Source organism: Priestia iocasae, assembly GCF_016909075.1.
GTDB lineage: Bacteria > Bacillota > Bacilli > Bacillales > Bacillaceae_H > Priestia > Priestia iocasae.
Map to the genome: position 1 here is coordinate 760,463 of NZ_JAFBFC010000001.1, position 26,912 is coordinate 787,374.

Sequence of the window (26,912 nt, forward strand, 5' to 3'; positions counted from 1 at the left end):
GTGTCAATAAAGTGTATAATAAGTAGAAAGACGTGCAAACACCATGTTTGCACGCTTTCAATTTGTTTTAGTCATTGGAGGAATACATAATGAATTTACCAAATAAAATTACGATTTCCAGGATTTTAATGATTCCTATTTTTTTAGTGTTAATGTTAGTTGAATTACCTTGGGGAGAACTAGTGGTAGGAGAAGTAACGGTCCCGGTTTCTCACCTAATTGGAGCTGCGGTGTTTATTATTGCATCTACAACAGATTGGGTAGATGGATATTATGCTCGGAAGTATAATTTAGTTACAAATTTAGGCAAGTTCTTAGATCCACTAGCTGATAAATTATTAGTTTCTGCAGCACTTATTGCATTAGTTGAATTAGGATCAGCATCTGCTTGGGCGGCCGTTATTATTATTAGTCGTGAATTTGCTGTTACAGGTTTAAGATTGGTTCTTGCGGGGGAAGGGGAAGTAGTAGCTGCAAATATGTTAGGGAAAATTAAAACATGGACCCAAATCATTGCTATTTCAGCTTTGCTATTATACAACCTCCCATTTGTATTTATTTCAATCCCATTTGCTGATATCGCTTTATGGATAGCCGTTATTTTTACAGTAATTTCAGGATGGGATTATTTTGCAAAGAACAAGCAAGCTTTTGTGAATTCAAAATAACTTGGGGATGATTACATGAACGCAGAAATTATAGGAGTTGGCTCTGAACTACTTCTAGGACAAATTGCTAACACAAACGCACAATATTTATCCAAACAACTTGCTGAGATAGGGATCAATGTCTACTATCACACGGTAGTAGGAGATAATGCCAACCGATTAAAAGACGCGATTCATACAGCTCAAAAACGTGCGAATTTAATTATCTTCACTGGTGGGCTTGGTCCAACAAAAGATGACTTAACAAAAGAAGCCATTTCTCAATTGTTAGGTAAACCACTTGTAACGGACGAAGAAGCTCTACAAAGTATCGAGTTATATTTTAAAAAAGTAAAAAGAGTTATGACACCTAACAATAAGAAACAAGCATTAGTGATGGAAGGCTCTACAATTTTACGCAATGATTATGGAATGGCACCCGGTATGGCTATAAAAGTAGAGGAAATTGAGTACATGTTATTTCCAGGGCCTCCAAAAGAGCTTTATCCAATGTATGAGAATTATGCTAAAGAGTATCTGTTAAACAAGCTTGAGGTGAAAGAGCGAATTGAATCTCGAGTGCTTCGTTTTTTTGGTATTGGTGAATCGCAATTAGAGACAGAGATTGAAGACCTATTAGAAAACCAAACCAATCCTACGATTGCACCGCTTGCTGGAGATGGAGAAGTCACATTAAGATTAACGGCAAAGCATGCTGATTCCAACATTGCTCAACAAATGATTGATGAAGTAGAGCAAGTAATACGGCAAAGGGTAGGACCTTACTTTTATGGATATAATCAAACATCTCTTCAAGAAGAGTTAATGTCCGCTTTAATTAGTAAGGGAAAAACCATTGCATCAGCTGAAAGCTTAACCGGTGGACTATTTAGTGAGCGACTAACCTCACTATCAGGAGCAGGAGCCGTCCTAAAAGGAAGTATTGTTTGTTATCATAATGAAATAAAACAACATACGCTAGGCGTCTCATCAGATACATTGCACAATTATGGAGCGGTCAGTACACAGTGTGCAAAAGAAATGGCTGAACAAATAAGAGTGAAATGTTCTTCAGACGTTGGAATAAGTTTTACGGGTGTGGCGGGACCTAAAGTGCAAGAAGGCAAAGAAGTCGGAACCGTCTTTGTTGGTATTTCTGTAGCAGGGAGAGAGACTACCGTTCATCATTTACAATTAACAGGTAGCCGCCAAGCAATCAGACAACGAACCGTTCGTTATGGCTGTCATTACTTGTTAAAAGCATTAAACGAAGAGAATTAAAAAATAGACCTCGTCATCTTAGTCCAGCAAAGGAGAGATAGACGAGGTTTTTTCATACTAGCAAAAACCTTTAAGTATCGACTCACGAGATTTTCAAGAAGTTAGAAGTAAAAAAATCGAACATTTATTCGTTTTTTGCTTGGCAAACGATCAAAAAACTAGTATAGTATTAGATAGAAAGTTGCTAATGAAATTTAATTTTTTGTCTTTAAATTTATATACATTTTTCTTTAATATAGAGGAGGAAATTAAGTGAACGATCGTCAAGCAGCCCTTGATATGGCTCTAAAACAAATCGAAAAACAATTTGGTAAAGGCTCTATTATGAAGCTTGGAGAGCAAACAGAACGAAAAATCTCAACAGTGCCTAGTGGGTCATTAGCTCTTGATATTGCATTAGGAGTAGGTGGGTATCCTCGTGGACGTATAATTGAAACATACGGACCAGAAAGCTCAGGTAAAACAACTGTTGCTCTTCATGCAATTGCAGAGGTACAAGCACAAGGTGGTCAAGCTGCATTTATTGATGCTGAACATGCATTAGATCCTGTTTATGCTCAAAAGCTAGGAGTAAACATTGATGAGTTACTTCTTTCTCAACCGGATACTGGAGAGCAAGCATTAGAGATTGCAGAAGCATTAGTTCGTAGTGGAGCAGTTGATATTTTAGTTATTGACTCTGTAGCAGCATTAGTTCCGAAAGCGGAAATTGAAGGTGAGATGGGTGACTCTCACGTAGGTTTACAAGCTCGTCTTATGTCACAAGCACTTCGTAAACTGTCAGGTGCAATTAATAAATCAAAAACAATCGCCATCTTTATTAACCAAATTCGTGAAAAAGTTGGAGTTATGTTTGGGAACCCTGAAACGACTCCTGGTGGGCGTGCATTAAAGTTCTATTCTTCTGTTCGTTTAGAAGTACGTCGTGCGGAACAGTTAAAGCAAGGCAATGATATCGTAGGTAATAAAACAAAAATTAAAGTAGTAAAAAACAAAGTAGCACCTCCATTCCGCGCTGCTGAAGTAGATATTATGTACGGAGAAGGTATCTCAAAAGAAGGAGAAATTCTAGACATTGCTTCTGAATTAGATATCGTTCAAAAAAGTGGTGCTTGGTATTCTTATAACGAAGAACGCCTAGGTCAAGGTCGTGAAAATGCAAAGCAATTTTTAAAAGAAAACACTGAAATTCGTCAAGAAATTGCAGAGCAAATTCGTCAGCATTATGGGTTAGATGACTTGGCAGCTGTAACAGAAGACCAAGACGAACTTTAATAAGTTTAACAAAAAACTTTGATGAAAAGTTCCTACTATTTACGTAGGAACTTTTTTTGTAAGACTCAAGTCATAGCAATTGTCAATTTAGTAAGCTGATAACAGGGAGATAGTCTAAAAAGAGGGTTCTACGTAAAGGTATAAAACGTCGACAAACACGTTGAATTTATTTGTGTAAGGGTGTACCATCAACAGAAATGGGCAAGACTGCTTAACAGAATGTTTGGCTAAAAAAGCTATAAAAAATGAAGATGTTAAAAAGATGAGGCTGCTTTTTTTATAGACAAGTGGATGAAACTAACATTTTTCATGCTTTGGCGTGTAGACAGGCTTGACAATAAAAAATACCACCTTTACAATTAGAATGTATATTTTCCCTTTTTCAAACATTTTTAACGCCTTTAAAAGCCTTTGTATGTATATTGAACTATTTAACACAATGTACATGCCGACATGAAAATTGATTACTTACAAACTTATAGCAAGGGGAGGTGAAATGATGAACACGATCTCAATCATCTCCGCTTTGCTTGGCCTAATCGTCGGTGCAGTTGTTGGCTTTTTTGTTCGTAAATCGATAGCAGAAGCTAAAATAGCAGGAGCTAAAACGGTTGCGGATCAGATTGTTGATGAAGCGAATCGTGAAGCGGATGCATTGAAAAAAGAAGCCTTATTAGAAGCGAAGGATGAAATTCATAAACTTCGTACAGAGGCTGAACAAGAAATTCGTGATCGTCGAGTGGAGTTACAAAAACAAGAAAACCGATTAATGCAAAAAGAAGAGAATCTTGATCGAAAAGACGAATCGTTAGATAAACGTGAATCGTTATTGGAGAAGAAAGAAGATTCGCTTACTTCTAGACAACAGCATATTGAAGAGATGGAAAGCAAAGTGGAAGAAATGGTACGAACTCAGCAAACAGAGCTAGAGCGTATTTCAGGTTTAACACGTGAAGATGCAAAAGCAATCATTCTTGACAAAATGGACAATGAACTTTCTCATGATGTCGCAGTAATGATTAAAGAGGCTGAATATCGTGCGAAAGAAGAGGCAGATAAAAAAGCGAAAGAAATCCTTTCACTTGCCATTCAACGTTGTGCTGCAGATCACGTAGCAGAAACTACAGTTTCTGTAGTGAATTTGCCAAATGACGAAATGAAAGGTCGTATTATCGGTCGTGAAGGTCGAAACATCCGTACATTAGAAACGTTAACAGGTATTGATTTAATTATTGATGATACTCCAGAAGCAGTAATCTTATCAGGCTTCGACCCTATCCGACGCGAAACGGCAAGAATTGCACTTGATAAGCTTGTGCAAGATGGACGTATTCATCCAGCTCGTATTGAAGAAATGGTTGAAAAGTCTCGTCGTGAAGTAGATGAGTATATTAGAGAAGTTGGTGAACAAACTACATTCGAAGTTGGTGTTCATGGTTTACATCCAGATCTTATGAAGATTTTAGGACGTTTAAAATTTAGAACAAGTTACGGACAGAATGTGTTGAAACACTCAATGGAAGTTGCTCATTTAGCAGGTTTAATGGCGGCTGAGTTAGGTGAAGATGAAACGTTAGCGAAACGTGCAGGGTTATTGCATGATATTGGTAAAGCAATCGATCATGAAGTAGAAGGAAGTCACGTTGAAATTGGAGTTGAATTAGCAACAAAATATAAAGAACATCCAGTTGTCATCAACGCAATTGCTTCTCACCATGGTGATACAGAACCAACATCCATTATTGCTGTTCTTGTTGCAGCTGCTGATGCATTATCAGCTGCAAGACCAGGCGCACGCAGTGAAACATTAGAAAACTATATTCGTCGTCTTGAAAAGCTTGAAGAGATTTCTGAGTCTTATGAAGGCGTAGAAAAATCATTTGCAATTCAAGCAGGTCGTGAGGTTCGTATAATGGTTAAACCAGATACGATTGACGATTTAGAAGCACATCGATTAGCTCGTGATATTCGAAAACGTATTGAAGAAGAACTGGATTATCCAGGGCATATTAAAGTAACGGTTATTCGTGAAACACGAGCAGTCGAGTACGCAAAATAAAGTGGTATAATACCACTTTATTTTTTTTATGGTAAGATAAGAGAGTTGTCATGATTTTTTTGAGTTATTACGGCAAATGATAATTATAAGAGGAATATACATAGAAGGGATTTTAGATTTTAATATGAGAATTTTATTTGTAGGAGATGTAGTAGGTGCTCCAGGACGAGATATGATTCACTCATACTTGCCACGTTTAAAACGAAAATACTCTCCAGCAATTACAATTGTAAATGGTGAGAATGCAGCATCAGGAAAAGGAATTAATGAAAAGATATACCGAAGTTTTTTAGAGTCAGGAGCCAATGTGGTCACTTTAGGAAACCACGCTTGGGATAAAAAAGATATTTTTGACTTTATTGATGATGCGAAGAATATGATTCGACCAGCCAACTTTCCGGAAGGGACACCTGGTAAAGGACTAACATTCTTTTCTTATAATGGGCAAGAGATTGCGGTTATTAACTTACAAGGTCGAACATTTTTACCTCCTATTGATTGTCCATTTAAAAAAGCCGATGAGTTAATTGAACTAGCAAAAAAGCGAACATCGGTAATCTTTGTAGATTTTCACGCAGAAGCAACAAGTGAGAAGCAAGCAATGGGTTGGTACTTAGATGGACGAGTATCTGCAGTTGTTGGAACTCACACTCACGTTCAAACTGCTGATAATCGCATTTTCCCAAAAGGTACAGCGTACATTTCCGATGTAGGAATGACAGGACCATACGATGGAATTTTAGGTGTTGAACGCGAGGTTGTTATTAAACGATTTTTAACATCGTTGCCTGTTCGATTTGATATTCCAACAGGTGGACGTACACAATTAAGCTCAGTCATCATTGATGTTGATGTCAAAACAGGGAAGGCTTCAAAGATTGAGCGACTGTTAATTAATGATGATCATCCTTTTTTTGAATAAAAAGCAAGAGCCTAACGTCACCAATAGTTGTGATGTTAGGTTTTTTTATTTGAAATTTTTTAAAACAGGGTATACGCTAAAAAGACTAATTTATTTAAATTTTTTGAAAAATTAGGTAAAACAAGCAGGAATACGTTTTAAGTATCGTGAATATAGTAACATTGAAATCATTTAAGTCATTGGTCTAATGATCTCTCAACATACATTGTAAAGAATAAGGAGGAGCTAGATATGGAAATATTAAAAGTTTCAGCAAAATCCAATCCAAATTCAGTTGCTGGTGCCCTTGCCGGAGTATTACGAGAAAGAGGAGCTGCCGAGATTCAAGCAATTGGAGCAGGTGCACTAAATCAAGCAGTGAAAGCAGTAGCGATCGCAAGGGGATTCGTTGCTCCAAGTGGTGTTGATTTAATCTGTATTCCAGCCTTTACTGACATTCAAATAGATGGAGAAGAACGTACAGCCATTAAGTTGATAGTAGAACCAAGATAAATAAATTGACCTGTTGTCACAAGGCAGCAGGTCATTTTTATATTCCAACATGAAGAGAGGAGCATCGACTGTTGATGATCTTTGATGCACATTGTGATGTATTGATGAAAATATGGTTAAATAAATACATTTCCTTTCAACAAGACCCTTCATTGCATGTTACATATAAAGAAATGGAGAGGGTAGGTGCAAAGATTCAGTTATTTGCGATCTATATTCCAGAAGGCGTTCCTGTTGAACAGCGATTTGATGTTGCTTTAGAAATGATTCAATTGTTTCATTTGTCTATCTTATCAATGCCAAACATGAAGTTTATACAATCAAGAAAAGATGTAAATCAGTTAAAAGAAAATGAAATAGGAGCCGTTTTAACACTAGAAGGGTGCGATGCAATCGGTCAAAGTATCGTACGTCTGCAAACGCTTATTCGTCTAGGTGTTCGATCTGTTGGTTTAACGTGGAACTATGCTAATAACGTGGCCGATGGAATATTAGAAGAAAGAGGAGCGGGTTTGTCTACATTCGGTAAAGAAGTAGTAAGTGAGAATAATAAAGCTAATATATGGACGGATGTTTCTCATGTGTCGGTTCGAGGCTTTTGGGATGTGATGGAGCGAGCTGAGTACGTGATTGCCTCTCATTCAAATGCTTACAATCTTTGTGCACACCCTCGTAATTTACAGGACGATCAAATTAGCGCATTAATTAAGAAAAATGGCGTCATAGGTATCACGTTTGTGCCAGAATTTTTGAGTTCTACCGCAGATGCAACAATTCAAGATGTATTAAATCATCTTGAATATGTGTGTTCTCTCGGTGGAGAACATCATGTTGGATTTGGATCAGACTTTGATGGAATTGATAAGACGGTAAAAGGATTACATTCTTATCGTAATTATGAACAACTAATCAATGAATTATATAAGCACTATTCATCTACTCAAGTACAAAACTTTCTCTACTATAATTTCGTGAAAAGACTTTGCTAACATACGAGAAAATGTTGCATTTTCAATATGATAAGACTAGAATGAAAGGCGAATTGTATGAATAGAAGTTGTGGCAGAGGAAAGTGTAAATAAGTGATGAGAAGGGATAATTCCATTTCAGTGAATAAAGATAAGTAAATTTTATTTCCGTTTTTCCGCGTTAAAAAGAATTCCTATACTTTTTATTGGATATATGTCTCTCATTCTAGTTATTTCGTTGAAAAAGTGCTACAATTTATAGTTATAAATATTATTTCAATACGATGTATTGTAAATTAAAGGGGTGTAATACATGACAAAACAACTTTCATGGAAAGTTGGTGGACAGCAAGGAGAAGGTATTGAAAGTACAGGTGAAATTTTCTCAACAGCTTTAAACCGTCTAGGCTATTATTTATATGGCTATCGCCACTTTTCATCTCGAATTAAAGGTGGACATACGAATAATAAAATTCGTGTAAGTACAACAGAAGTTCGTGCCGTTTCTGATGACTTGGATATTTTAGTAGCATTTGATCAAGAAACCATTGATCTTAATTTTCATGAGTTACGAGATGGTGGAGTTGTTATTGCGGATGCAAAATTCAATCCAACAATTCCAGAAAGTGATACAGTTACACTTTATTCTGTACCATTTACAGAAATTGCGACCGAGCTAGGTACATCATTAATGAAAAACATGGTAGCTGTAGGAGCATCAAGTGCAGTATTACATATGGATATTAGTGCTTTTCAAGAAGTGGTTCAAGAAATCTTTGGGCGAAAAGGACAGCAAGTTGTAGATAAAAACGTGGAAGCAATGAAGAAAGGCGCAGAGTATATTGCTGAACAGTTAGGTGAAGGGTTAGAAACGATGCACCTGGAACCAGCAGATGGAAAAAAACGTATGTTTATGATTGGAAATGATGCAATTGCGTTAGGAGCTCTTGCCGGAGGAGCGCGCTTTATGCCTGCTTATCCAATTACCCCTGCGTCTGAAATTATGGAATACTTAATTAAAAAACTCCCTGAATTTGGAGGGACCGTTATCCAAACAGAAGATGAAATTGCAGCTTGTACAATGGCAATTGGTGCCAACTATGCAGGTGTACGTTCATTAACGGCTTCTGCAGGGCCTGGTTTATCACTCATGATGGAGTCAATTGGGTTAGCAGGTATTACTGAGCAGCCAGTTGTAATTGTGGATACACAACGTGGTGGTCCAAGTACGGGATTACCAACGAAACAAGAACAATCAGACTTAATGGCAATGATTTATGGGACACATGGTGAGATTCCTAAAATTGTCATGGCACCAAGTACAGTAGAAGAAGCATTCTATGACACAATTGAGGCTTTTAATTTAGCAGAAGAGTATCAATGTCCAGTTATTTTACTAACAGATTTACAGCTATCACTTGGAAAACAAACGGTTGAACCACTAGATTATCATAAAGTCGATATTCGTCGCGGGAAGCTACAGGTAAATCCAGATTTACCAGAGTTAGAAAACAAAGCTTATTATAAGCGCTACGAAGTAACAGCTGATGGAGTGTCACCACGTGTGATTCCAGGTACTAAAAATGGTATTCATCATGTTACAGGAGTCGAGCATGATGAAACTGGTAAGCCATCAGAAGGTGCACAAAACCGTAATGACCAAATGGATAAGCGTCTACGTAAAATTGAAAACATTCAATTCCCTACACCAGTTTATAAAAATGCGAAACATGATGAGGCTGATCTTTTACTTGTTGGGTTTAATTCAACTCGAGGTGTGATTGATGAAGCGATGGCGCGCCTTGAAAAGGATGGATTAAAAGTAAACCATGCACATATTCGCCTGTTGCATCCGTTCCCAACAAATGAGTTATTGCCACTAGTAAAAGCAGCTAAAAAAGTAGTTGTTGTTGAAAATAATGCAACAGGGCAACTCGCAAATATTATGAAAATGAACGTAGGACATGCTGAAAAAATGACAAATGTACTTAAATATGATGGAAATCCATTCCTACCACATGAAGTTTATTCAAGAAGCAAGGAGTTGTTTTAAATGGCGACGTTCAAGGACTTTCGTAATAATGTAAAACCTAACTGGTGCCCAGGTTGTGGAGATTTCTCTGTTCAAGCGGCAATCCAGCGTGCAGCAGCTAACATTGGTTTAGAGCCACATAATTTAGCTGTTGTATCAGGAATTGGTTGTTCAGGTCGTATTTCAGGCTATATTAACTCTTACGGATTTCATGGTATTCATGGTCGAGCTCTTCCGATTGCTCAAGGTGTAAAAATGGCTAACCGCGATTTGACCGTTATTGCTTCTGGTGGAGATGGAGACGGATTCGCAATTGGAATGGGTCATACAGTTCATGCTATTCGTCGAAACATTGATGTGACGTATATTGTAATGGATAATCAAATTTACGGTTTAACAAAAGGGCAAACATCACCTCGAAGTGATGTAGGTTTTAAAACGAAAAGTACACCACAAGGTTCGATTGAGTCTGCTTTGTCTGTTATGGAACTAGCGTTGACAGCAGGAGCAACGTTTGTGGCACAAAGCTTCTCAACAGACTTAAAAGAACTAACTAGCTTAATTGAACAAGGGATTAATCATAAAGGTTTTTCATTAATTAATGTGTTTAGTCCTTGTGTCACATATAATAAAGTAAATACGTATGATTGGTTTAAAGAGAATTTAACGAAACTCAGCACGATTGAAGACTATGATCCACATAATCGTGTTCAAGCCATGCAAACACTAATGGAACATAAAGGTCTTGTATCAGGTTTAATTTATCAAAATAAAGATCAAAAATCTTATCAAGAGCTTGTTCATGGCTACGGAGAAGATTCATTAGCGCATGCGGATCTTAATATAGATGAAGAGAAATTTAAAAAACTCGTATCAGAATTTATGTAATGCTGAAATGAAAGCTTATGAGCTTTGTCAGAAGATGGGTAAAACCACTTTTGACAAAGCTTTTTTTATGGGATTTTATTGAAAATATCTCGTTGTTATCAGCATAAAATTAAAAATAAAATAAAAATTTGCATTTTTTTATGAACTGTAAACGTTTGTTCTTTTTGGGTGGACAGAGCTATTTACGATAAAGTAGTTAAATGCTAGTATAGTTTTATGTAAAGCGGTTTCAAAAAAAGGGGAGTGTTCGTTGTGGGTGGAATGATGAAGGCGATAGTTAAACATCACAGGGGATTTGGTGCGAAACTTGAAGAAGTTCCTATTCCAACAATTAAAGAAGATGAAGTTTTGATAAAAGTAAAAGCAACATCGATATGTGGAACGGATGTTCATATTTATACGTGGGATGACTGGGCGTCATCGCGTGTAAAACCTCCATATGTATTTGGACATGAATTTGCAGGAGAAGTGGTAGAAGTAGGAGAGAAAGTAACAAACCTTCAGCTTGGAGACTCTGTATCGGCAGAAACGCACCTAGTATGTGAAACTTGTCCTCAATGCTTAACGGGACAGTATCACATTTGCAAAAAAACACAAATTATAGGAGTAGATACACAAGGGTGTTTTGCTGAATATGTTGCGATGCCTGCTAAAAATGTATGGAAAAATCCAGCAACTATGCCATTCCACGTTGCTTCTATTCAAGAGCCGATGGGAAATGCTGTTCATACAGTATTATCAGGAGACATAGCAGGTAAATCTGTTGCCGTGATTGGTTGCGGTCCTATCGGCTTGATGGCAGTAGGGGTGGCCAAGGCAGTAGGTGCATCCACTGTTGTTGCAATTGATTTAAACGATTACCGTTTGAATATTGCTAAAAAAATGGGAGCTACTCATGTAATTCATGCAGGAAACGGTAATCCTGTAGAAGAGGTAATTTCACTGACAAAAGGTCATGGAATTGATGTAGTTTGTGAAATGTCCGGACATCCTGTAGCGATGAATCAAGGATTTAAAATGGTAACTAATGGAGGGAGAGTATCTATTCTTAGTTTACCTGTAAAGCCAGTGCAGCTAGATGTTACAAACGACATTGTATTTAAAGGAATTACCGTTCAAGGAATTACAGGTAGAAAAATGTTTCAAACATGGCAACAAGTATCGAATCTGTTAAACTCTCACCAAATTGATGTAACGCCACTTATCACACATCGCTTACCATTAGATGAATTTGAAGTAGGATTTGAGCTAATGTTGCAAGGGAAATGTGGGAAAGTTGTGCTACATCCATAAAGATTTCAAAATAGAGGAGGAGATGAACATATGAAAGGGTTTGAATATTTACAAGAAGAATTAGATCAGATGAAAGAAGAAGGCACATTTCGTACACTCGTATCAATTGAATCAGAACAAGGATCGAAAGTAGTAATTAATGGAAAAGAAGTGATTCAGTTATCATCCAACAACTATTTAGGACTTACAACACATCCAAGGCTGAAACAAGCAGCGTTACAAGCAGTAAACGAATATGGTGCAGGTACAGGCTCTGTTCGTACAATTGCTGGTACATTCTCAATGCATGATGAATTAGAAAAGAAGCTTGCGAAGTTTAAGCATACCGAAGCAGCACTTGTGTTTCAGTCCGGATTTACAACCAACCAAGGTGTTCTTTCTTCAATTTTAACGAATCAAGATGTTGTTATCTCAGATGCATTAAACCATGCTTCCATAATTGACGGAATTCGTTTAACTAAAGCAGCTCGTAAAGTATACAAACATGTTGATATGAATGATTTAGAAAAAGCTTTACAAGAAACGCAGCAATATCGAAAACGTATCATTGTAACAGATGGCGTGTTTTCAATGGATGGAAATATTGCTCCTTTGCCACAAATTGTAGAGCTTGCTGAGAAATATGATGCGCTTGTGATGGTTGATGATGCGCATGCTTCGGGTGTATTAGGAGAAAATGGACGTGGTACGGTTAATCATTTTAATTTAGATGGACGTGTTCATATTCAAGTAGGTACACTAAGCAAAGCCGTTGGTGTGTTAGGTGGCTATATTGCTAGTACACAAACGTTAATTGATTACTTAATTCATAAAGGTCGTCCATTTTTGTTTAGTACCTCACACCCACCAGCGGTAACAGCTGCTTGTATTGAAGCTGTTGACGTATTGCTTGAAGAGCCAGAATTAATTGAGAAGCTATGGGATAATACGGAGTTTTTTAAAGAAGGCTTGCAAAAACTCGGCTTTCAGACAGGAACAAGTGAAACGCCGATTACCCCGATTTTCGTAGGTGGAGAATCACTAGCACATCAATTCTCTGATAAACTTTTAGAATATGGTGTGTTTGCGCAAGGAATTGCCTTTCCAACCGTTGAAAGAGGCAAAGCGCGCGTACGAACAATTGTGACAGCTCAACATTCAAGAGACGAATTAGAAAAGGCGCTTGAAATCTTTGAAAAAGCGGGTAAGGAACTAGGGATTTTAAGGTAAGAGTAAAAAACAAGTTTTTTCATCTCTGTACCTTCTCTAGACAGGAAATTTACGTTCTTTTCTTACATGCTGAAGCAGCATAAATCGATATGAATCCTTTCACAGATGTTTCACTCTCTGAAGGATTCATATATTGTGTTCAATCATGTAAAGTTATATACTTAGATAATGTGATTGTTTTTATTCTGTAGCATGTGAAAGGAGATTCATAATGAACGAAAATCAACGTCTAGAGAGTACACAAGTAACTCCTTCGGACAAAAAATCCGAAAAGGATTACAGTAAATACTTCCAAACAGTTTATATGCCGCCTTCATTAAAGGATGCAAAAAAACGTGGAAAAGAAGACGTTAAATATCATAATGACTTTAAAATTGATGAAAAATTCAGAGGTATGGGCGATGGTCGTAAATTTTATATTCGCACGTATGGCTGTCAGATGAATGAGCACGATACAGAAGTAATGGCTGGAATTTTCTTAAGCCTTGGATATGAAATTACGGATACAGTGGATGATGCACATGTGATTCTATTAAATACATGTGCAATTCGTGAAAATGCTGAAAACAAAGTATTTGGTGAGCTTGGTCACTTAAAAGCGTTAAAACGTGAAAGACCAGACTTACTAATTGGTGTTTGTGGCTGTATGTCGCAAGAAGAATCAGTTGTTAATAAGATTCTTCAAAAGCATCAACATGTTGACATGATTTTTGGTACACATAATATTCATCGTCTTCCACACATTTTAAGTGAAGCTTACCTTTCGAAGGAAATGGTCATTGAAGTGTGGTCAAAAGAAGGAGACGTTATTGAAAACCTGCCAAAAGTACGTAAAGGTAATATTAAAGCATGGGTTAACATCATGTATGGCTGTGATAAATTCTGTACGTACTGCATTGTTCCTTACACACGTGGTAAAGAGCGTAGCCGTCGTCCAGAAGATATCATTCAAGAAGTACGTCATCTTGCAGCACAAGGTTACAAAGAGATTACATTATTAGGCCAAAACGTAAATGCATACGGAAAAGACTTCGAAGACATGAAGTACGGTTTAGGCGACTTGATGGATGAAATTCGTAAAATTGATGTAGCACGTATTCGATTCACAACGAGTCATCCTCGTGATTTCGATGATTACTTAATCGAAGTGCTTGCAAAAGGTGGAAACCTTGTCGATCATATTCACTTACCAGTACAGTCAGGAAGCTCTGAAGTATTGAAGATTATGGCTCGTAAGTATGATCGTGAGCGTTACATGGACTTAGTTCGAAAAATTAAAGAAGCCATTCCAAATGCATCTTTAACAACAGATATTATTGTTGGTTTCCCAAATGAGACAGAAGAGCAATTTGAAGAAACGATGTCATTATACCGTGAAGTAGAGTTTGATAGTGCATACACATTCATTTACTCTCCTCGTGAAGGAACACCAGCAGCGAAAATGCAAGATAACGTACCAATGGAAGTGAAAAAGGATCGTCTACAGCGCTTAAATGCACTTGTAAATGAAATTTCTGCAAAGAAATTAAAAGAGTATGAAGGAAAAGTTGTTGAAGTGCTAGTGGAAGGCGAAAGTAAAAACAACCCAGATGTTCTTGCTGGTTATACTCGTAAGAACAAGCTAGTTAACTTTAAAGCGTCAAAGTCTGTTATTGGACAGTTAGTAAAAGTGAAAGTTTTAGAAGCAAAAACATGGACATTAAATGGGGAAATGGTAGAAGAAGCGGCAGAGGTGAGATAAAAATGGAAAACTATACAAAAGAGCAAATTATTGCACAAGCAAGACAATTAGCGAAAATGATTGCAGAAACGGAAGAGGTAGATTTCTTTAAGCGTGCAGAAGCACAATTAAACGAAAACCAAAAAGTACGCGAGAAAATTGCGAGCATCAAAAGCTTACAAAAGCAGGCAGTAAACTTTCAACATTATGGAAAAGTTGAAGCATTAAAACAAGTAGAAGCGAAAATTGATGCGCTATCAGAAGAACTCGATGAACTGCCAATCATTCAACAGTTTAAAGAATCTCAAGCTGACGTGAATGGCTTACTTCAATTAGTGTCAACAACGATTTCAACGCATGTAACAGATGAAATCGTTACAGCTACTGATGGAGATCTTCTTCGTGGTGAGACGGGATCTTATGTGAAAAATAGTCCAGGATCAAGCTGTAACTAATAGGATATATACAAAACGCTATCGATGAATTCATTTAATTTATGAGATAGTTTGTGTGATGAGGTGTTTCAATTGGAGTGTAATGGCTCCTTTTGAACTGCCTCATTTTTTTATTTTTCTCTCAAAACTGTCACGTTTATGGGCATGTGTGCATACAATGAAACATAGCGCTTTTATGATTTTTTTTTCATCAAGTTTTTTAAATAATGTGCAAACAAGCGATACAACCTGCATAGGATTAAATGAAGATAGTTTGAGGAGGGTATGCTCACATGTCACAACAGTATAGAGAAATTATTACAAAAGCAATAGTAGGAAAAGGGCGTAAATTCACACAGTCATCTCACACAATTGCTCCGCCTAATAATCCTACAAGTATTTTAGGGTGCTGGGTTATTAATCACCAATATGATGCACAAAAGCAAGGCAATACAGTAGAAGTTGATGGCACTTATGACATTAACGTTTGGTATTCGCATAAAGATAATACAAAAACAGAAGTTTGCACTGAGACGGTGTCATACAAAGATGTGATTAAACTTCGCTATAAAGATGAAGATGCCATTGGTGATGATTTTGAAGTCATTGTACGTGTCCTTCAACAACCAAATTGCTTAGAAGCAACCATCTCACCTAATGGTAATAAGACCATTATTCAAGTAGAGAGAGAATTGTTAGCGGAAATCGTTGGAGAAACAAAGGTGTGTGTAGCCGTTAATCCAAACGGATGTGAAGAAGAAGATGAGTTTGATTTAGATGTGGATGATGATGAGTTTGAAGATCTAAACCCAGACTTCATTTTAGGAGATGACGAGTAAGAAACTAGGAAGCCTGTCTTCCTAGTTTTTTTGTGCTGTCATTTTCTGTGCATGAAGTTTAAAAACAACCTATGCTATAATAAATAAACAGTAGATAAAGAGTATGGAGGAGTAGTATGGCTACATATACACCAATGATACAGCAATATTTAACGATTAAGGCAGAGTATGAAGATGCCTTTTTATTTTTTCGTCTTGGGGACTTTTATGAGATGTTCTTTGAGGATGCAACGCGAGCATCTCAAGAATTAGAAATTACATTAACGAGTCGAGATGGTGGAGGAGCAGATCGTATCCCAATGTGCGGGGTTCCCTATCATTCGGCTCCAACATACATTGAACGTTTAGTTGAGAAAGGGTACAAAGTAGCTATTTGTGAGCAAGTTGAAGACCCTAAGCAAGCAAAAGGTGTCGTGAAACGAGAAGTTGTACAAGTGATTTCACCTGGTACGTTAATGGATGAAAAGGGCTTGCAGGAAAAAGAAAATAATTTTATCAGTTCTGTCACACAATTTGAAGATGACACGTATAGCCTTGCGTTTTCAGACTTATCAACAGGTGAAAATAGTGTCACGATGCTATCATCTTCTTGGGAAGACGTTGTAGCAGAAATCTATAGTCGTGAAGCAAAAGAAATTGTCGTTGATCCCGACTTTTCACCTGAGCGTTTACAGCAGTTAAAAGAACGTAAAGCAATTACGGTTTCGTATGAAAAGAATGCTACGCTAGATTTTGAATTTACACATTTAGTAGAGGGTATGCAACAGCAAAAGCTGATCACAGCATTTGCTCGTTTAATCAATTACTTAATTCGCACACAAAAGCGCTCATTAGAACACTTACAGCCTGTCCAATTTTATCAAATCAACCAATATATGAAGATTGATTTGTTTTCAAAGAGAAACCTTGAACTAACGGAAACCATTCGTTCTAAAGGCAAAAAAGGTTCTCTTTTATGGCTGTTAGATAAGACGGTGACAGCAATGGGAGGAAGATTATTAAAAACGTGGATTGATCGTCCGTTACTTCAACAGCAACAGATTGAAAATCGTTTGAACATGGTTGAAACGTTTATGAATCAATTCTTTGAACGAGAAGAGCTGCGAGAGTTATTAACAGAAGTATACGACCTAGAAAGGTTAGCAGGAAGAGTGGCCTTTGGAAATGTAAATGCTCGTGATCTCGTGCAACTAAAGAAGTCGTTGCAAAAAATTCCATTCATTCAACAAGTTGTTAAACGATTAAACCATTCCTATGCCACTGAATTAGTAGAGGGAATGGACCCGTGTGAGCGATTGGAAAGCTTGTTAGAACGAGGATTAAAAGATCATCCACCTTTATCAATAAAAGAGGGTGACATCATTAAGGATGGCTATCATGATCAACTTGACCAATATCGTGATGCTAGCCGAAATGGAAAGTCGTGGATTGCGGCTCTAGAGCAAAGAGAACGTGAAAAAACAGGCATTAAGTCGTTGAAAATCGGCTATAATCGTGTTTTTGGTTACTACATTGAAGTGACGAAAGCGAACCTTCATCTTCTTCCTGAAGGAATGTATGAACGAAAACAAACCTTAACGAATGCAGAGCGTTACATTACACCAGAGTTAAAAGAGAAAGAAACGTTAATTCTAGAAGCAGAAGACAAAATTGTTCAGTTAGAATATGAATTGTTTTTACAAATTCGTGATGAAGTAAAAACATATATTCCACGCTTGCAGGCTTTAGCAAAGGTAGTAAGCGAGTTGGATGTTCTACAATGCTTCGCAAAAATTAGTGAAGAGAGACACTATACAAAACCAGTGTTTTCACCTAGTGGAGATATTCGTATTGAAAATGGTCGACACCCTGTGGTAGAAAAAGTAATGAACGCTCAAGAATATGTGCCGAATGATTGCTTCATGTCTGAGGATAGCCAAGTACTATTAATTACAGGCCCGAATATGTCAGGGAAAAGTACGTATATGAGGCAAGTAGCGTTAACGGCTATTTTAGGACAAGTTGGTTGCTTTGTTCCTGCTGACCAAGCAGTGTTACCGATTTTTGATCAAGTGTTTACGCGTATTGGAGCAGCCGATGACTTAATCTCAGGTCAAAGTACATTTATGGTAGAGATGTTAGAGACGAAAAATGCTGTAGTGAACGCAACGCAATCAAGCCTCATTTTACTTGATGAAATTGGACGTGGTACGTCAACTTATGATGGAATGGCCCTTGCACAAGCAATTATTGAGCATATTCATGAACATATTGGTTGTAAAACACTCTTTTCCACGCACTATCATGAATTAACAGTACTTGAACAAGATCTGTCCATGTTAAAGAATGTCCATGTTAGCGCAATAGAAAAGAATGGAAAAGTGGTCTTTTTACACAAAATTAAAGACGGTGCAGCTGATAAAAGTTATGGTATTCATGTAGCGGAGCTAGCCGAACTTCCAGATCCTTTAATTGAGCGTGCGCGAGTGATTTTGCAGGACCTTGAGCAACCAAAAGAAGAAATCACGATTAATCAAGTAGTTAATAAGAAAGAAGAACATACAGTCAAAGAAGATAAAGTTGAAATAGATAGTTTAAAAGCAGATACAGATAGTCAGTTATCATTTTTTGAAGCAAGTCAAAAAGAAACCAAAAAAGCTTCATCGCTATCAAAATATGAAAAAGCTGTACTTGAAAAGCTTAAAGAATTAGACGTATTAGAGATGACGCCACTTCATGCAATGAATGCTTTGTATGAATTGCAAAAGTCATTAAAGAAAAAGTAACAAGGTGGTGAGGTCATGGGCAAAATTGTTCAATTGTCTGATGAACTTTCAAATAAAATTGCGGCAGGTGAAGTAGTAGAAAGGCCTGCTTCAGTTGTAAAAGAATTAGTTGAGAACGCAATTGATGCAAACAGTACGGTGATTGAAATTGACCTTGAGGAAGCTGGGTTATCAAAAATTCGTATTTTAGATAATGGAGATGGCATTGAGCAGGAAGATTGTTTAACGGCATTTAGACGACATGCAACAAGTAAAATTAAAACAGAAACAGATTTATTTCGCATTCGCACACTTGGTTTTAGAGGAGAAGCTCTTCCGAGTATCGCTTCTGTTTCTGAATTAGAGCTAAAAACAAGTACAGGTGACGAGGCGGGTACTCATTTAGTTTTACGTGGTGGAGAAATCATTAAGCATGAATTAACATCAAGTCGCAAAGGTACAGATATCATCGTGCAAGGGCTCTTCTTTAATACGCCTGCTCGCCTAAAGTACATGAAAACTGTTAACACAGAGTTAGGAAATGTCACGGATGTGGTCAATCGTTTAGCAATGGCCCATCCAAATGTATCATTTCGGTTAATGCATCAAGGAAGACAATTGCTGTATACAAATGGAAATGGTGATGTTCGCCAAGTGTTGGCTGCGATTTATGGAATTGGCGTAGCGAAAAAGATGGTTCCTATTTCTGTGCAATCTCTAGACTATGAAGTGGATGGGTATGTTGCCTTACCTGAAGTAACGAGAGCATCTCGCAACTATATGTCTACGATTATCAATGGTCGGTTTGTCAAAAATTATGGATTAGCTAAAGCAATTCAACAAGGTTATCATACACTGTTACCAATTGGCCGCTATCCCATTGTATTTTTAAACATTAAAATGGATCCATTATTAATTGATGTCAATGTGCATCCAGCAAAATTAGAAGTAAGATTGAGTAAAGAAGCAGAGCTATATGAGTTAATGGAACAAGCGGTGAAGGGAGCGTTTAAAAAGCAGAGGCTCATTCCAGATGCAGTTGTATCGAAACCTCATCGTCCTGTCAAACCTGAAGAGGAGCAGCAAACCTTTACGTTTACTCATCGTGTACCATCAGAAGAGGTGATGTCTACCGATCACACTTTAGCTGAGGATAAAGTAGATGGTTTGTCTTTCTTTAAATATGAAAAAGACAAGCCAACAGATGAAAAAGATGCACGTATTTTTGAAGAGAATACGTTCAAACAATTTCCTGACAAAAAGATTGAAGAACCAGTCGTTACGGATGATGAAGAAGTGCAACTGTTAGAGACGGCTGAGCAAAATCAAGAAGCAAAAGAATCGCGAGTGCCTACTATGTATCCAATCGGTCAAATGCATGGTACGTATATCCTCGCTCAAAATGAAAATGGTTTATATATTATTGATCAACATGCTGCGCAAGAGCGAATTAAATACGAATATTATCGTCAAAAATTAAGTGAAGTTGATATGGAAGTACAAGAGCTATTAATGCCGATTACTCTTGAATATTCAGCTAATGAAGCTCTTGTATTAGAAGAGCATAAAAATGAATTGGCGAATGTAGGAATTTTCCTTGAATACTTTGGACAAAATACGTACCTTGTGCGTGCGCATCCGCAATGGTTTCCAAAGGGTGAAGAAAAAGAAATCATTGAAGAGATGATTGAACAAGCATTAACGATGAGAAAAGTAAATATTGGTAAATTAAGAGAAGAAGCGGCCATTATGATGAGTTGCAAGGCATCCATTAAGGCTAATCATCACTTGAGAAACGATGAGATTTTCACGCTACTAGAAACATTGCGTCATACAACCGATCCCTTTACATGCCCTCATGGACGACCTATTATTATTCATCACTCTACGTATGAAATGGAAAAGATGTTTAAAAGGGTTATGTAAAAATGAGAGGGAGCATTAGCCCTCTCTCATTTTTTACCATTAAAATCTAATTAAAATATGTTCTAAATAATCATAATGAAGATATAGATGTAGTCTAAAGCAAGTCCATCGTTCAAAGATGAACCTTTGAATGATAAGGTTATATCCTATTTCATGCTTTTTAAAATGTATAGCGGCTGAATCGTTTGGTTGACTCTTCTTGATAGATTTTAGTGTATGACTAGATATGAAGTGAATCATCTATTATAATAAACTTACTCCATCTTCTTATGAATAATTTTCTTAAACATGGAAAAGATAAGATGATGTGGAACAGTAATGTACATAAATGAAAGTAGTGTTGTAATGTTGGGAGAGAAACAAAAAGTTATTGTACTTATCGGCCCTACCGCTGTTGGAAAAACAAAGCTAAGCATTGAAATTGCAAAGAAATGTAATGCTGAAGTTATTTCAGGTGATTCAATGCAGATTTATAGAGGAATGGACATTGGGACAGCTAAAATAACAGAAGAAGAGATGGAAGGGATTCCTCATCACTTAATTGATATTAAGAATCCTGACGAATCTTTTTCAGTTGCTGAGTTTCAAACACTTGTAAGAGAAAAAATCTCACAAATTCATGCTAGAGGGAAAGTGCCGATGATTGTTGGTGGGACAGGCTTATACATTCAGTCCGTCATTTATGATTATCAATTTGCTGAGGATAAAAAGGATTCTGCTGTGAAATGGGAGCTCGAGCAGCTAGCAAATATAAAAGGTATCGAATTTTTATATGAGAAACTTCAGAAGGTAGATCCTGAAAGTGCGAAAACTATTCATAAAAACAACGAGCGGCGTGTTATTCGTGCTTTAGAAGTTTATGAGGAAACGGGTAAGAAGTTTAGCGATTATATAAAAGAACAGTCAAATGAACTTATGTATGATGTGATTTTAATTGGTCTCACAATGGATAGAGAGCAGTTGTATAGTCGAATTAACTCACGAGTTGATTTGATGGTGAATGAAGGATTAATAGAAGAAGTTCAATCATTGTACAACCAAGGAATACGTGATGTACAATCAATTCAAGCGATTGGCTATAAGGAATTATATGCTTATTTAGAAGGAGAAGTTTCTCTTGAAGAAGCCATTGAACAGCTCAAGATAAATTCTAGACGTTATGCAAAAAGGCAGTTAACGTGGTTTCGAAATAAGATGCCTGTTCATTGGTTTGACGTGACAGGTGACAAATTTCACGAAACGTTCACTGAAATTTTTACATATATTGCAGGAAAGCTTAGATAAAAATCGAATAACTAAGAGTAGAGAAAAAGAGGAGGCCGAATAATGAAACAGACAATCAATATCCAAGATCAATTCCTAAATCAACTTCGTAAAGAAAACGTTTTTGTAACGGTATTTTTATTAAATGGTTTTCAATTAAGAGGACTAATCAAAGGCTTTGATAACTTTACGGTTTTACTAGAATCAGAAGGTAAACAACAATTGATTTATAAACACGCGATTTCTACTTTTGTTCCAAGTAAAAACATTACAGTAGAATTAGAATAGAGAGAATCCTGCACAAACGTGCAGGATTTTTCATTTGTTTTCTAACATTGTTTTCTAGGTTGAAACATACATCTATAGTAATGAGTAAAACAGTGAACGCTGCCATTTTTCGGGCAAGCGCAAAATGTGACAAAGAATGAAAGATAAAAAGTCGATCTATGCAAACATGTATGAAAAATGGGCGATTGTCACACATATTCACCTATGACGTATACTAGTATGAAATGAGAGGTGAACGCTCTTGGATCAGCCTATCACATTAAAAAATAACGGACAGATTAACATTATATTAAATAATGAAACAAAAAAAGGTAATATGTATTCAACCTCCATTCCACAACCTGTAAAGAAGAAAAAAATCATTGTGAACCATGAACCCTTAAAGGATATTGAAAAGGAAATGGAAAGCTTAATTGGAATGGAAGAGCTTAAAAAAATTGTAAAAGAAATTTATGCATGGCTATATATTAATAAGAAGCGTGAAGAAGCAGGGTTAAAAGCTGGAAAACAAGCCCTTCACATGATGTTTAAAGGAAATCCAGGTACTGGGAAAACAACAGTAGCAAGGTTGTTAGGGAAGTTATTTCTAAATATGAATGTCCTGACAAAAGGACATCTAATTGAAGCGGAAAGAGCTGACCTTGTAGGAGAGTATATCGGACACACGGCTCAGAAAACACGTGATTTAATTAAGAAAGCCATGGGTGGAATTTTATTTATTGACGAAGCTTATTCACTAGCTAGAGGTGGAGAAAAAGATTTCGGTAAAGAAGCAATTGATACACTTGTCAATCATATGGAAGCGCAGCGAGAAAACTTTATTTTGATTTTAGCTGGTTATCCGAAAGAAATGGATAACTTTTTATCGCTAAATCCCGGATTACGGTCAAGGTTTCCATTTGTTCTACATTTCCCTGACTATGAAGTGAAAGAGTTAATGGATATAGGTATGAATATGCTTGATGAAAGACAATATACATTAAGTACAGATGCATACAATCGACTAAAGGATCATTTTATGGATATTAAGTATGGTGGAAGTATGAAAGATTTTAGCAATGGAAGATATGTGCGAAATGTAATTGAACTCTCTATTCGTAAACAAGCGATGCGCTTATTAGAAGAAGATAGCTATACAAAAGATGATTTATTAACACTGAAAGCTGCAGATATTCAATTTAAATAGGAAAGGACGTCTCGCAAGGGGAAAAATCAATCCTTGTGAGGCATCCTTTCCTATTTTGATAGTCCAAGTGATTTTGTTGGTAAGTGCCATCGATACATATAAGAGCATACACGAAGTGCTACAAGCATAATAAATAAGGTATAAAGTTCTAATGGTGTTTTTGTAACGCCTAATCCAATTGCTACCCCCGCTATTATTGCCCACACAGCATAAATTTCTTCGCGAAGTACTGTTGGTTTTCTTCCTGCTAAAAGATCTCTAATAATTCCACCACCGCTTCCTGTTAAAACGGCAGCCACAATAATGGCACTCATAGGATGATTCATTTGAGATGCGTATAAAGCACCTTGAATGGCGAATGCGGCTAATCCGATTGCATCAAAAAAATTACCCCACTTACGCCAGTGTTTTAATAGATTAGTTGGAAATAAGAAGACCGCTGTAATGGATAATAAAGCAATATTGAAAAATAATTGTTGTTCCCATAAAGCTGAAACGGGTACTCCAATTAATAAATTTCGGATAGCTCCACCACCAAATGCTGTAACAATGCCAAGTATGTATACACCTAAAATGTCATACTCTTCCTCCATCGCAATAATGGCACCGCTGACTGCAAATGCAACTGTACCAATGATGCTCAATACATCCCATGTCATAAATGTAATCTCCTCTTCTAAGTTGTAAGCCATTTCAAATTTTATACAGGAATGAATAGAATAGCAATCTTTTTTTATAGACAAAAATCGTGCTACTTTTACTGCAAGGATAGGAGAGTGAAAAGAGTGGTGATATAGAGAAAAAGCTCTTTTTTTGATATGATAGGAGTAGGTTGTCATACTAGCTTAAAATGTTTAATGATCAACTATAACTGATAAGTGAAAGAAGGAGCGCTCAATTGGCAGTAGAGATTAAGAATGAAAAAGAAAAAGTCATCTTAGTAGGTTGTCAGTTACATGATGACGACGAGCGATTTGAATATTCACTGGATGAATTAGCGTCTTTAACAGAGACGGCAAACGGAATGGTCGTTATGCAAATGACGCAAAAACGTGAGCGTGTTCATCCAGCTACATATATCGGAAAAGGAAAAGTCGAAGAGCTTCTTCGTTTAGAAGAAGAGCTAGAGCCGGACATCATTATCTTTAATGACGAATTATCACCAAGTCAGATTCGTAACTTATCTAATCAATTGTCTGCGCGTATCATTGACCGTACTCAATTGATTTTAGATATTTTCGCACAGCGTGCTCAAACGCGAGAGGGAAAATTACAGGTAGAACTAGCTCAGCTTGACTACTTATTACCACGCCTTGTTGGGCAAGGGACTTCGCTATCTCGACTTGGTGGTGGAATTGGGACGAGAGGACCTGGTGAAACAAAGCTTGAAAGTGATCGCCGACATATTCGTCGACGAATTGATGAAATTAAAAAACAATTAAAGACGGTGGTTAGTCATCGTGAACGTTACCGTGAACGACGTAAGCGTAACAAAATCTTTCAAGTGGCGATCGTCGGCTATACGAATGCTGGAAAATCAACATTGTTCAATCGGCTAACAGAAGCGGGGATTCTTGAGGAAAACCAATTATTTGCGACGCTTGATCCGACAACGAGACAATATGTGATGCCTTCGGGATTTACAGTTCTTCTAACAGACACGGTCGGCTTTATACAAGACTTACCGACTACATTAGTCGCTGCGTTTCGATCGACTTTGGAAGAAGTGACAGAAGCGGATTTTATTTTGCACGTTGTGGATTCAGGGAATGCGGACTATGATAACCATGAAAAGACCGTGTATCAATTATTAGATGATTTAGATGTAACGAACATCCCCATTTTAACGGTTTACAATAAAAAAGATGTGAAGCATGAAAAGTTTGTACCGAGTACACCGAAATCTGTACTAATCAGCGCGTTTGATTCATCTGATCTACAGCAACTAGGAACTGTTTTACAAAATGATTTAAAAAAGGAAATGGAATCCTTCCATACACTTCTCTCTCCAACTGAAGGGAAAATGTTAGCTTCACTCAAAAGAGAAGCTATTCTTGAACAAGTAGAGTTTCGAGAAGACGTAGAAGCATATGAATGTAGTGGGTATATTCCAAGGGAGCATCCTTTTTATCAGCAACTATGTAATGACAAAGAAAATTGAGGAGTTTAACCTATGTTTGAGCAATTGAAAAATGAAACAATTATTCGTGAATTGGCTAGCGAAGTTGAAAAACAAATACAACCTGTTCATCAAGAAATTGATAAAACGATTGAAGTGAACCAATTCCGCGTGTTACAAAGCTTTAGAGAAAATAAAGTAAGTGATGTACATTTTATCCCTTCTACTGGATATGGATATGACGATATGGGAAGAGATACGTTAGAAAAAATATATGCAGATGTATTTGGAGCAGAAGCGTGTCTTGTGAGACCTCAAATTATTTCTGGAACTCATGCGATTGGAATTTCTTTATTTGGTGTATTACGTCCGGGTGATGAGCTTTTATATATAACTGGAAAGCCGTATGATACGTTAGAAGAGATTGTTGGAATTCGTGGGGACGGGCGAGGTTCATTAAAAGAGTTTAACATTAGCTACAAGGCAGTTGACTTACAAAATGGACAAGTTGACTATGAGGCTGTTAAAAACTCTATTCATGAACATACGAAAATGATTGGAATTCAGCGCTCTAAAGGGTATGGAACACGCCCTTCGTTCACTGTGACGGAAATCAAAGAGATGATTGATTTTGTCAAAAGTATAAAATCAGACGTCATTGTTTTTGTAGATAATTGTTATGGAGAGTTTGTAGAAACAATTGAGCCAACGCATATCGGTGCAGACTTAATGGCGGGTTCTCTCATTAAAAACCCTGGTGGTGGCTTAGCTAAAATTGGTGGCTACATTGCTGGGCGTAAAGAATTAGTAGAAGCTTGTTCCTACCGTATGACAACACCTGGAATTGGTTCAGAAGCGGGTGCGACTCTATATAGTCTTCACGAAATGTATCAAGGCTTCTTTCTAGCTCCTCACGTTGTTGGGCAAGCATTAAAAGGAGCTGTATTTTCATCAGCTATGTTAGAAGAGGTAGGGTTAAATACAAATCCAAAGTGGAATAGTAAACGTACAGACCTGATTCAGTCTGTTCAGTTTGAGGACCGAGATATGATGGTAGCTTTTTGCCAAGCTATACAGTACGCTTCACCTGTGAATTCTCACGTTACGCCTTATCCAGCTTATATGCCAGGATATGAAAATGATGTCATTATGGCAGCTGGCACATTCATTCAAGGAGCTAGTCTAGAACTGACAGCAGATGGTCCGATACGACCGCCTTATGTTGCTTATGTACAAGGTGGATTAACGTATGCGCATGTAAAAGTGGCAATCTGTATGGCTCTTGATCAATTGATAGAAAAAGAATTATTACATGTCAAATAAGGAG

22 protein-coding genes are annotated in these 26,912 nt (G+C 37.1%); 21 read left to right on the forward strand and 1 reads right to left on the reverse strand.

Annotation, left to right across the window (positions count from 1 at the left end; genetic code table 11):
- Positions 1–89: 89 nt before the first annotated feature.
- The 19 genes from pgsA to spoVK all read left to right on the forward strand — a co-directional run bounded on the left by pgsA (position 90) and on the right by spoVK (position 23,466).
- Positions 90–668 (forward strand): CDP-diacylglycerol--glycerol-3-phosphate 3-phosphatidyltransferase, encoded by a 579-nt coding sequence (gene pgsA, locus JOC83_RS03845; protein WP_205183980.1) that lies wholly within the window; start codon positions 90–92, stop codon positions 666–668.
- 15 nt (positions 669–683) lie between these two features.
- A complete protein-coding gene (locus tag JOC83_RS03850; protein ID WP_205183982.1) occupies positions 684–1,928 on the forward strand; it encodes a competence/damage-inducible protein A in 1,245 nt (414 codons plus the stop codon).
- Between the two features lie 252 nt (positions 1,929–2,180).
- Entirely contained in the window at positions 2,181–3,203 is a 1,023-nt protein-coding gene (gene recA, locus JOC83_RS03855) for a recombinase RecA (protein WP_205183984.1), read from the forward strand.
- Positions 3,204–3,702: 499 nt separating this feature from the next.
- The gene (rny, locus tag JOC83_RS03860; protein WP_239583285.1) at positions 3,703–5,262 is read left to right on the forward strand and encodes a ribonuclease Y; all 1,560 of its coding nucleotides are present in this window, start codon (positions 3,703–3,705) and stop codon (positions 5,260–5,262) included.
- Between the two features lie 124 nt (positions 5,263–5,386).
- Positions 5,387–6,184, forward strand: coding sequence for a TIGR00282 family metallophosphoesterase (locus tag JOC83_RS03865; RefSeq protein ID WP_205183988.1), 798 nt, complete (start codon positions 5,387–5,389; stop codon positions 6,182–6,184).
- A 231-nt stretch (positions 6,185–6,415) separates the two neighbouring features.
- On the forward strand, positions 6,416–6,676 hold the full coding sequence (gene spoVS / locus JOC83_RS03870) for a stage V sporulation protein SpoVS (RefSeq protein WP_003181955.1): 261 nt from the start codon (positions 6,416–6,418) through the stop codon (positions 6,674–6,676).
- A 74-nt stretch (positions 6,677–6,750) separates the two neighbouring features.
- Positions 6,751–7,665 (forward strand): dipeptidase, encoded by a 915-nt coding sequence (locus JOC83_RS03875; RefSeq protein WP_205184812.1) that lies wholly within the window; start codon positions 6,751–6,753, stop codon positions 7,663–7,665.
- Positions 7,666–7,957: 292 nt separating this feature from the next.
- Positions 7,958–9,697 carry a 2-oxoacid:acceptor oxidoreductase subunit alpha gene (locus JOC83_RS03880; protein WP_205183991.1) on the forward strand — a complete coding sequence of 580 codons (1,740 nt, stop codon included), beginning with the start codon at positions 7,958–7,960 and terminating at the stop codon, positions 9,695–9,697.
- Positions 9,698–10,564 (forward strand): 2-oxoacid:ferredoxin oxidoreductase subunit beta, encoded by an 867-nt coding sequence (locus tag JOC83_RS03885; RefSeq protein WP_205183994.1) that lies wholly within the window; start codon positions 9,698–9,700, stop codon positions 10,562–10,564.
- 264 nt (positions 10,565–10,828) lie between these two features.
- A complete protein-coding gene (tdh, locus tag JOC83_RS03890; protein WP_205183997.1) occupies positions 10,829–11,857 on the forward strand; it encodes an L-threonine 3-dehydrogenase in 1,029 nt (342 codons plus the stop codon).
- Positions 11,858–11,887: 30 nt separating this feature from the next.
- Entirely contained in the window at positions 11,888–13,066 is a 1,179-nt protein-coding gene (locus JOC83_RS03895) for a glycine C-acetyltransferase (protein WP_205184000.1), read from the forward strand.
- Between the two features lie 211 nt (positions 13,067–13,277).
- Positions 13,278–14,807 (forward strand): tRNA (N6-isopentenyl adenosine(37)-C2)-methylthiotransferase MiaB, encoded by a 1,530-nt coding sequence (miaB, locus tag JOC83_RS03900; RefSeq protein WP_205184003.1) that lies wholly within the window; start codon positions 13,278–13,280, stop codon positions 14,805–14,807.
- Between the two features lie 2 nt (positions 14,808–14,809).
- Positions 14,810–15,241, forward strand: coding sequence for a YlbF/YmcA family competence regulator (locus JOC83_RS03905; RefSeq protein WP_205184006.1), 432 nt, complete (start codon positions 14,810–14,812; stop codon positions 15,239–15,241).
- 272 nt (positions 15,242–15,513) lie between these two features.
- The gene (locus tag JOC83_RS03910) at positions 15,514–16,059 is read left to right on the forward strand and encodes an outer spore coat protein CotE (RefSeq protein WP_205184009.1); all 546 of its coding nucleotides are present in this window, start codon (positions 15,514–15,516) and stop codon (positions 16,057–16,059) included.
- 116 nt (positions 16,060–16,175) lie between these two features.
- Positions 16,176–18,824 carry a DNA mismatch repair protein MutS gene (gene mutS, locus JOC83_RS03915; protein WP_205184012.1) on the forward strand — a complete coding sequence of 883 codons (2,649 nt, stop codon included), beginning with the start codon at positions 16,176–16,178 and terminating at the stop codon, positions 18,822–18,824.
- Positions 18,825–18,839: 15 nt separating this feature from the next.
- The gene (gene mutL / locus JOC83_RS03920; RefSeq protein WP_205184014.1) at positions 18,840–20,729 is read left to right on the forward strand and encodes a DNA mismatch repair endonuclease MutL; all 1,890 of its coding nucleotides are present in this window, start codon (positions 18,840–18,842) and stop codon (positions 20,727–20,729) included.
- A 348-nt stretch (positions 20,730–21,077) separates the two neighbouring features.
- The gene (miaA, locus tag JOC83_RS03925) at positions 21,078–22,013 is read left to right on the forward strand and encodes a tRNA (adenosine(37)-N6)-dimethylallyltransferase MiaA (RefSeq protein ID WP_205184816.1); all 936 of its coding nucleotides are present in this window, start codon (positions 21,078–21,080) and stop codon (positions 22,011–22,013) included.
- A 42-nt stretch (positions 22,014–22,055) separates the two neighbouring features.
- Positions 22,056–22,280 (forward strand): RNA chaperone Hfq, encoded by a 225-nt coding sequence (hfq, locus tag JOC83_RS03930; protein WP_110112749.1) that lies wholly within the window; start codon positions 22,056–22,058, stop codon positions 22,278–22,280.
- A gap of 241 nt (positions 22,281–22,521) precedes the next feature.
- Positions 22,522–23,466: a stage V sporulation protein K gene (spoVK, locus tag JOC83_RS03935; protein WP_205184016.1), complete on the forward strand. Its 945-nt coding sequence runs from the start codon at positions 22,522–22,524 to the stop codon at positions 23,464–23,466.
- A gap of 50 nt (positions 23,467–23,516) precedes the next feature.
- Here spoVK and JOC83_RS03940 read toward each other — a convergent pair whose 3' ends face one another.
- A complete protein-coding gene (locus JOC83_RS03940) occupies positions 23,517–24,125 on the reverse strand; it encodes a trimeric intracellular cation channel family protein (RefSeq protein WP_205184018.1) in 609 nt (202 codons plus the stop codon).
- Positions 24,126–24,364: 239 nt separating this feature from the next.
- Here JOC83_RS03940 and hflX point away from each other — a divergent pair, with 239 nt between their 5' ends.
- Both hflX and JOC83_RS03950 read left to right on the forward strand, forming a co-directional pair.
- A complete protein-coding gene (gene hflX, locus JOC83_RS03945) occupies positions 24,365–25,627 on the forward strand; it encodes a GTPase HflX (protein WP_239583286.1) in 1,263 nt (420 codons plus the stop codon).
- Between the two features lie 12 nt (positions 25,628–25,639).
- Complete coding sequence (locus JOC83_RS03950) at positions 25,640–26,908, forward strand: methionine gamma-lyase family protein (RefSeq protein WP_205184020.1); 1,269 nt, start codon at positions 25,640–25,642, stop codon at positions 26,906–26,908.
- Positions 26,909–26,912 lie beyond the last annotated feature (4 nt).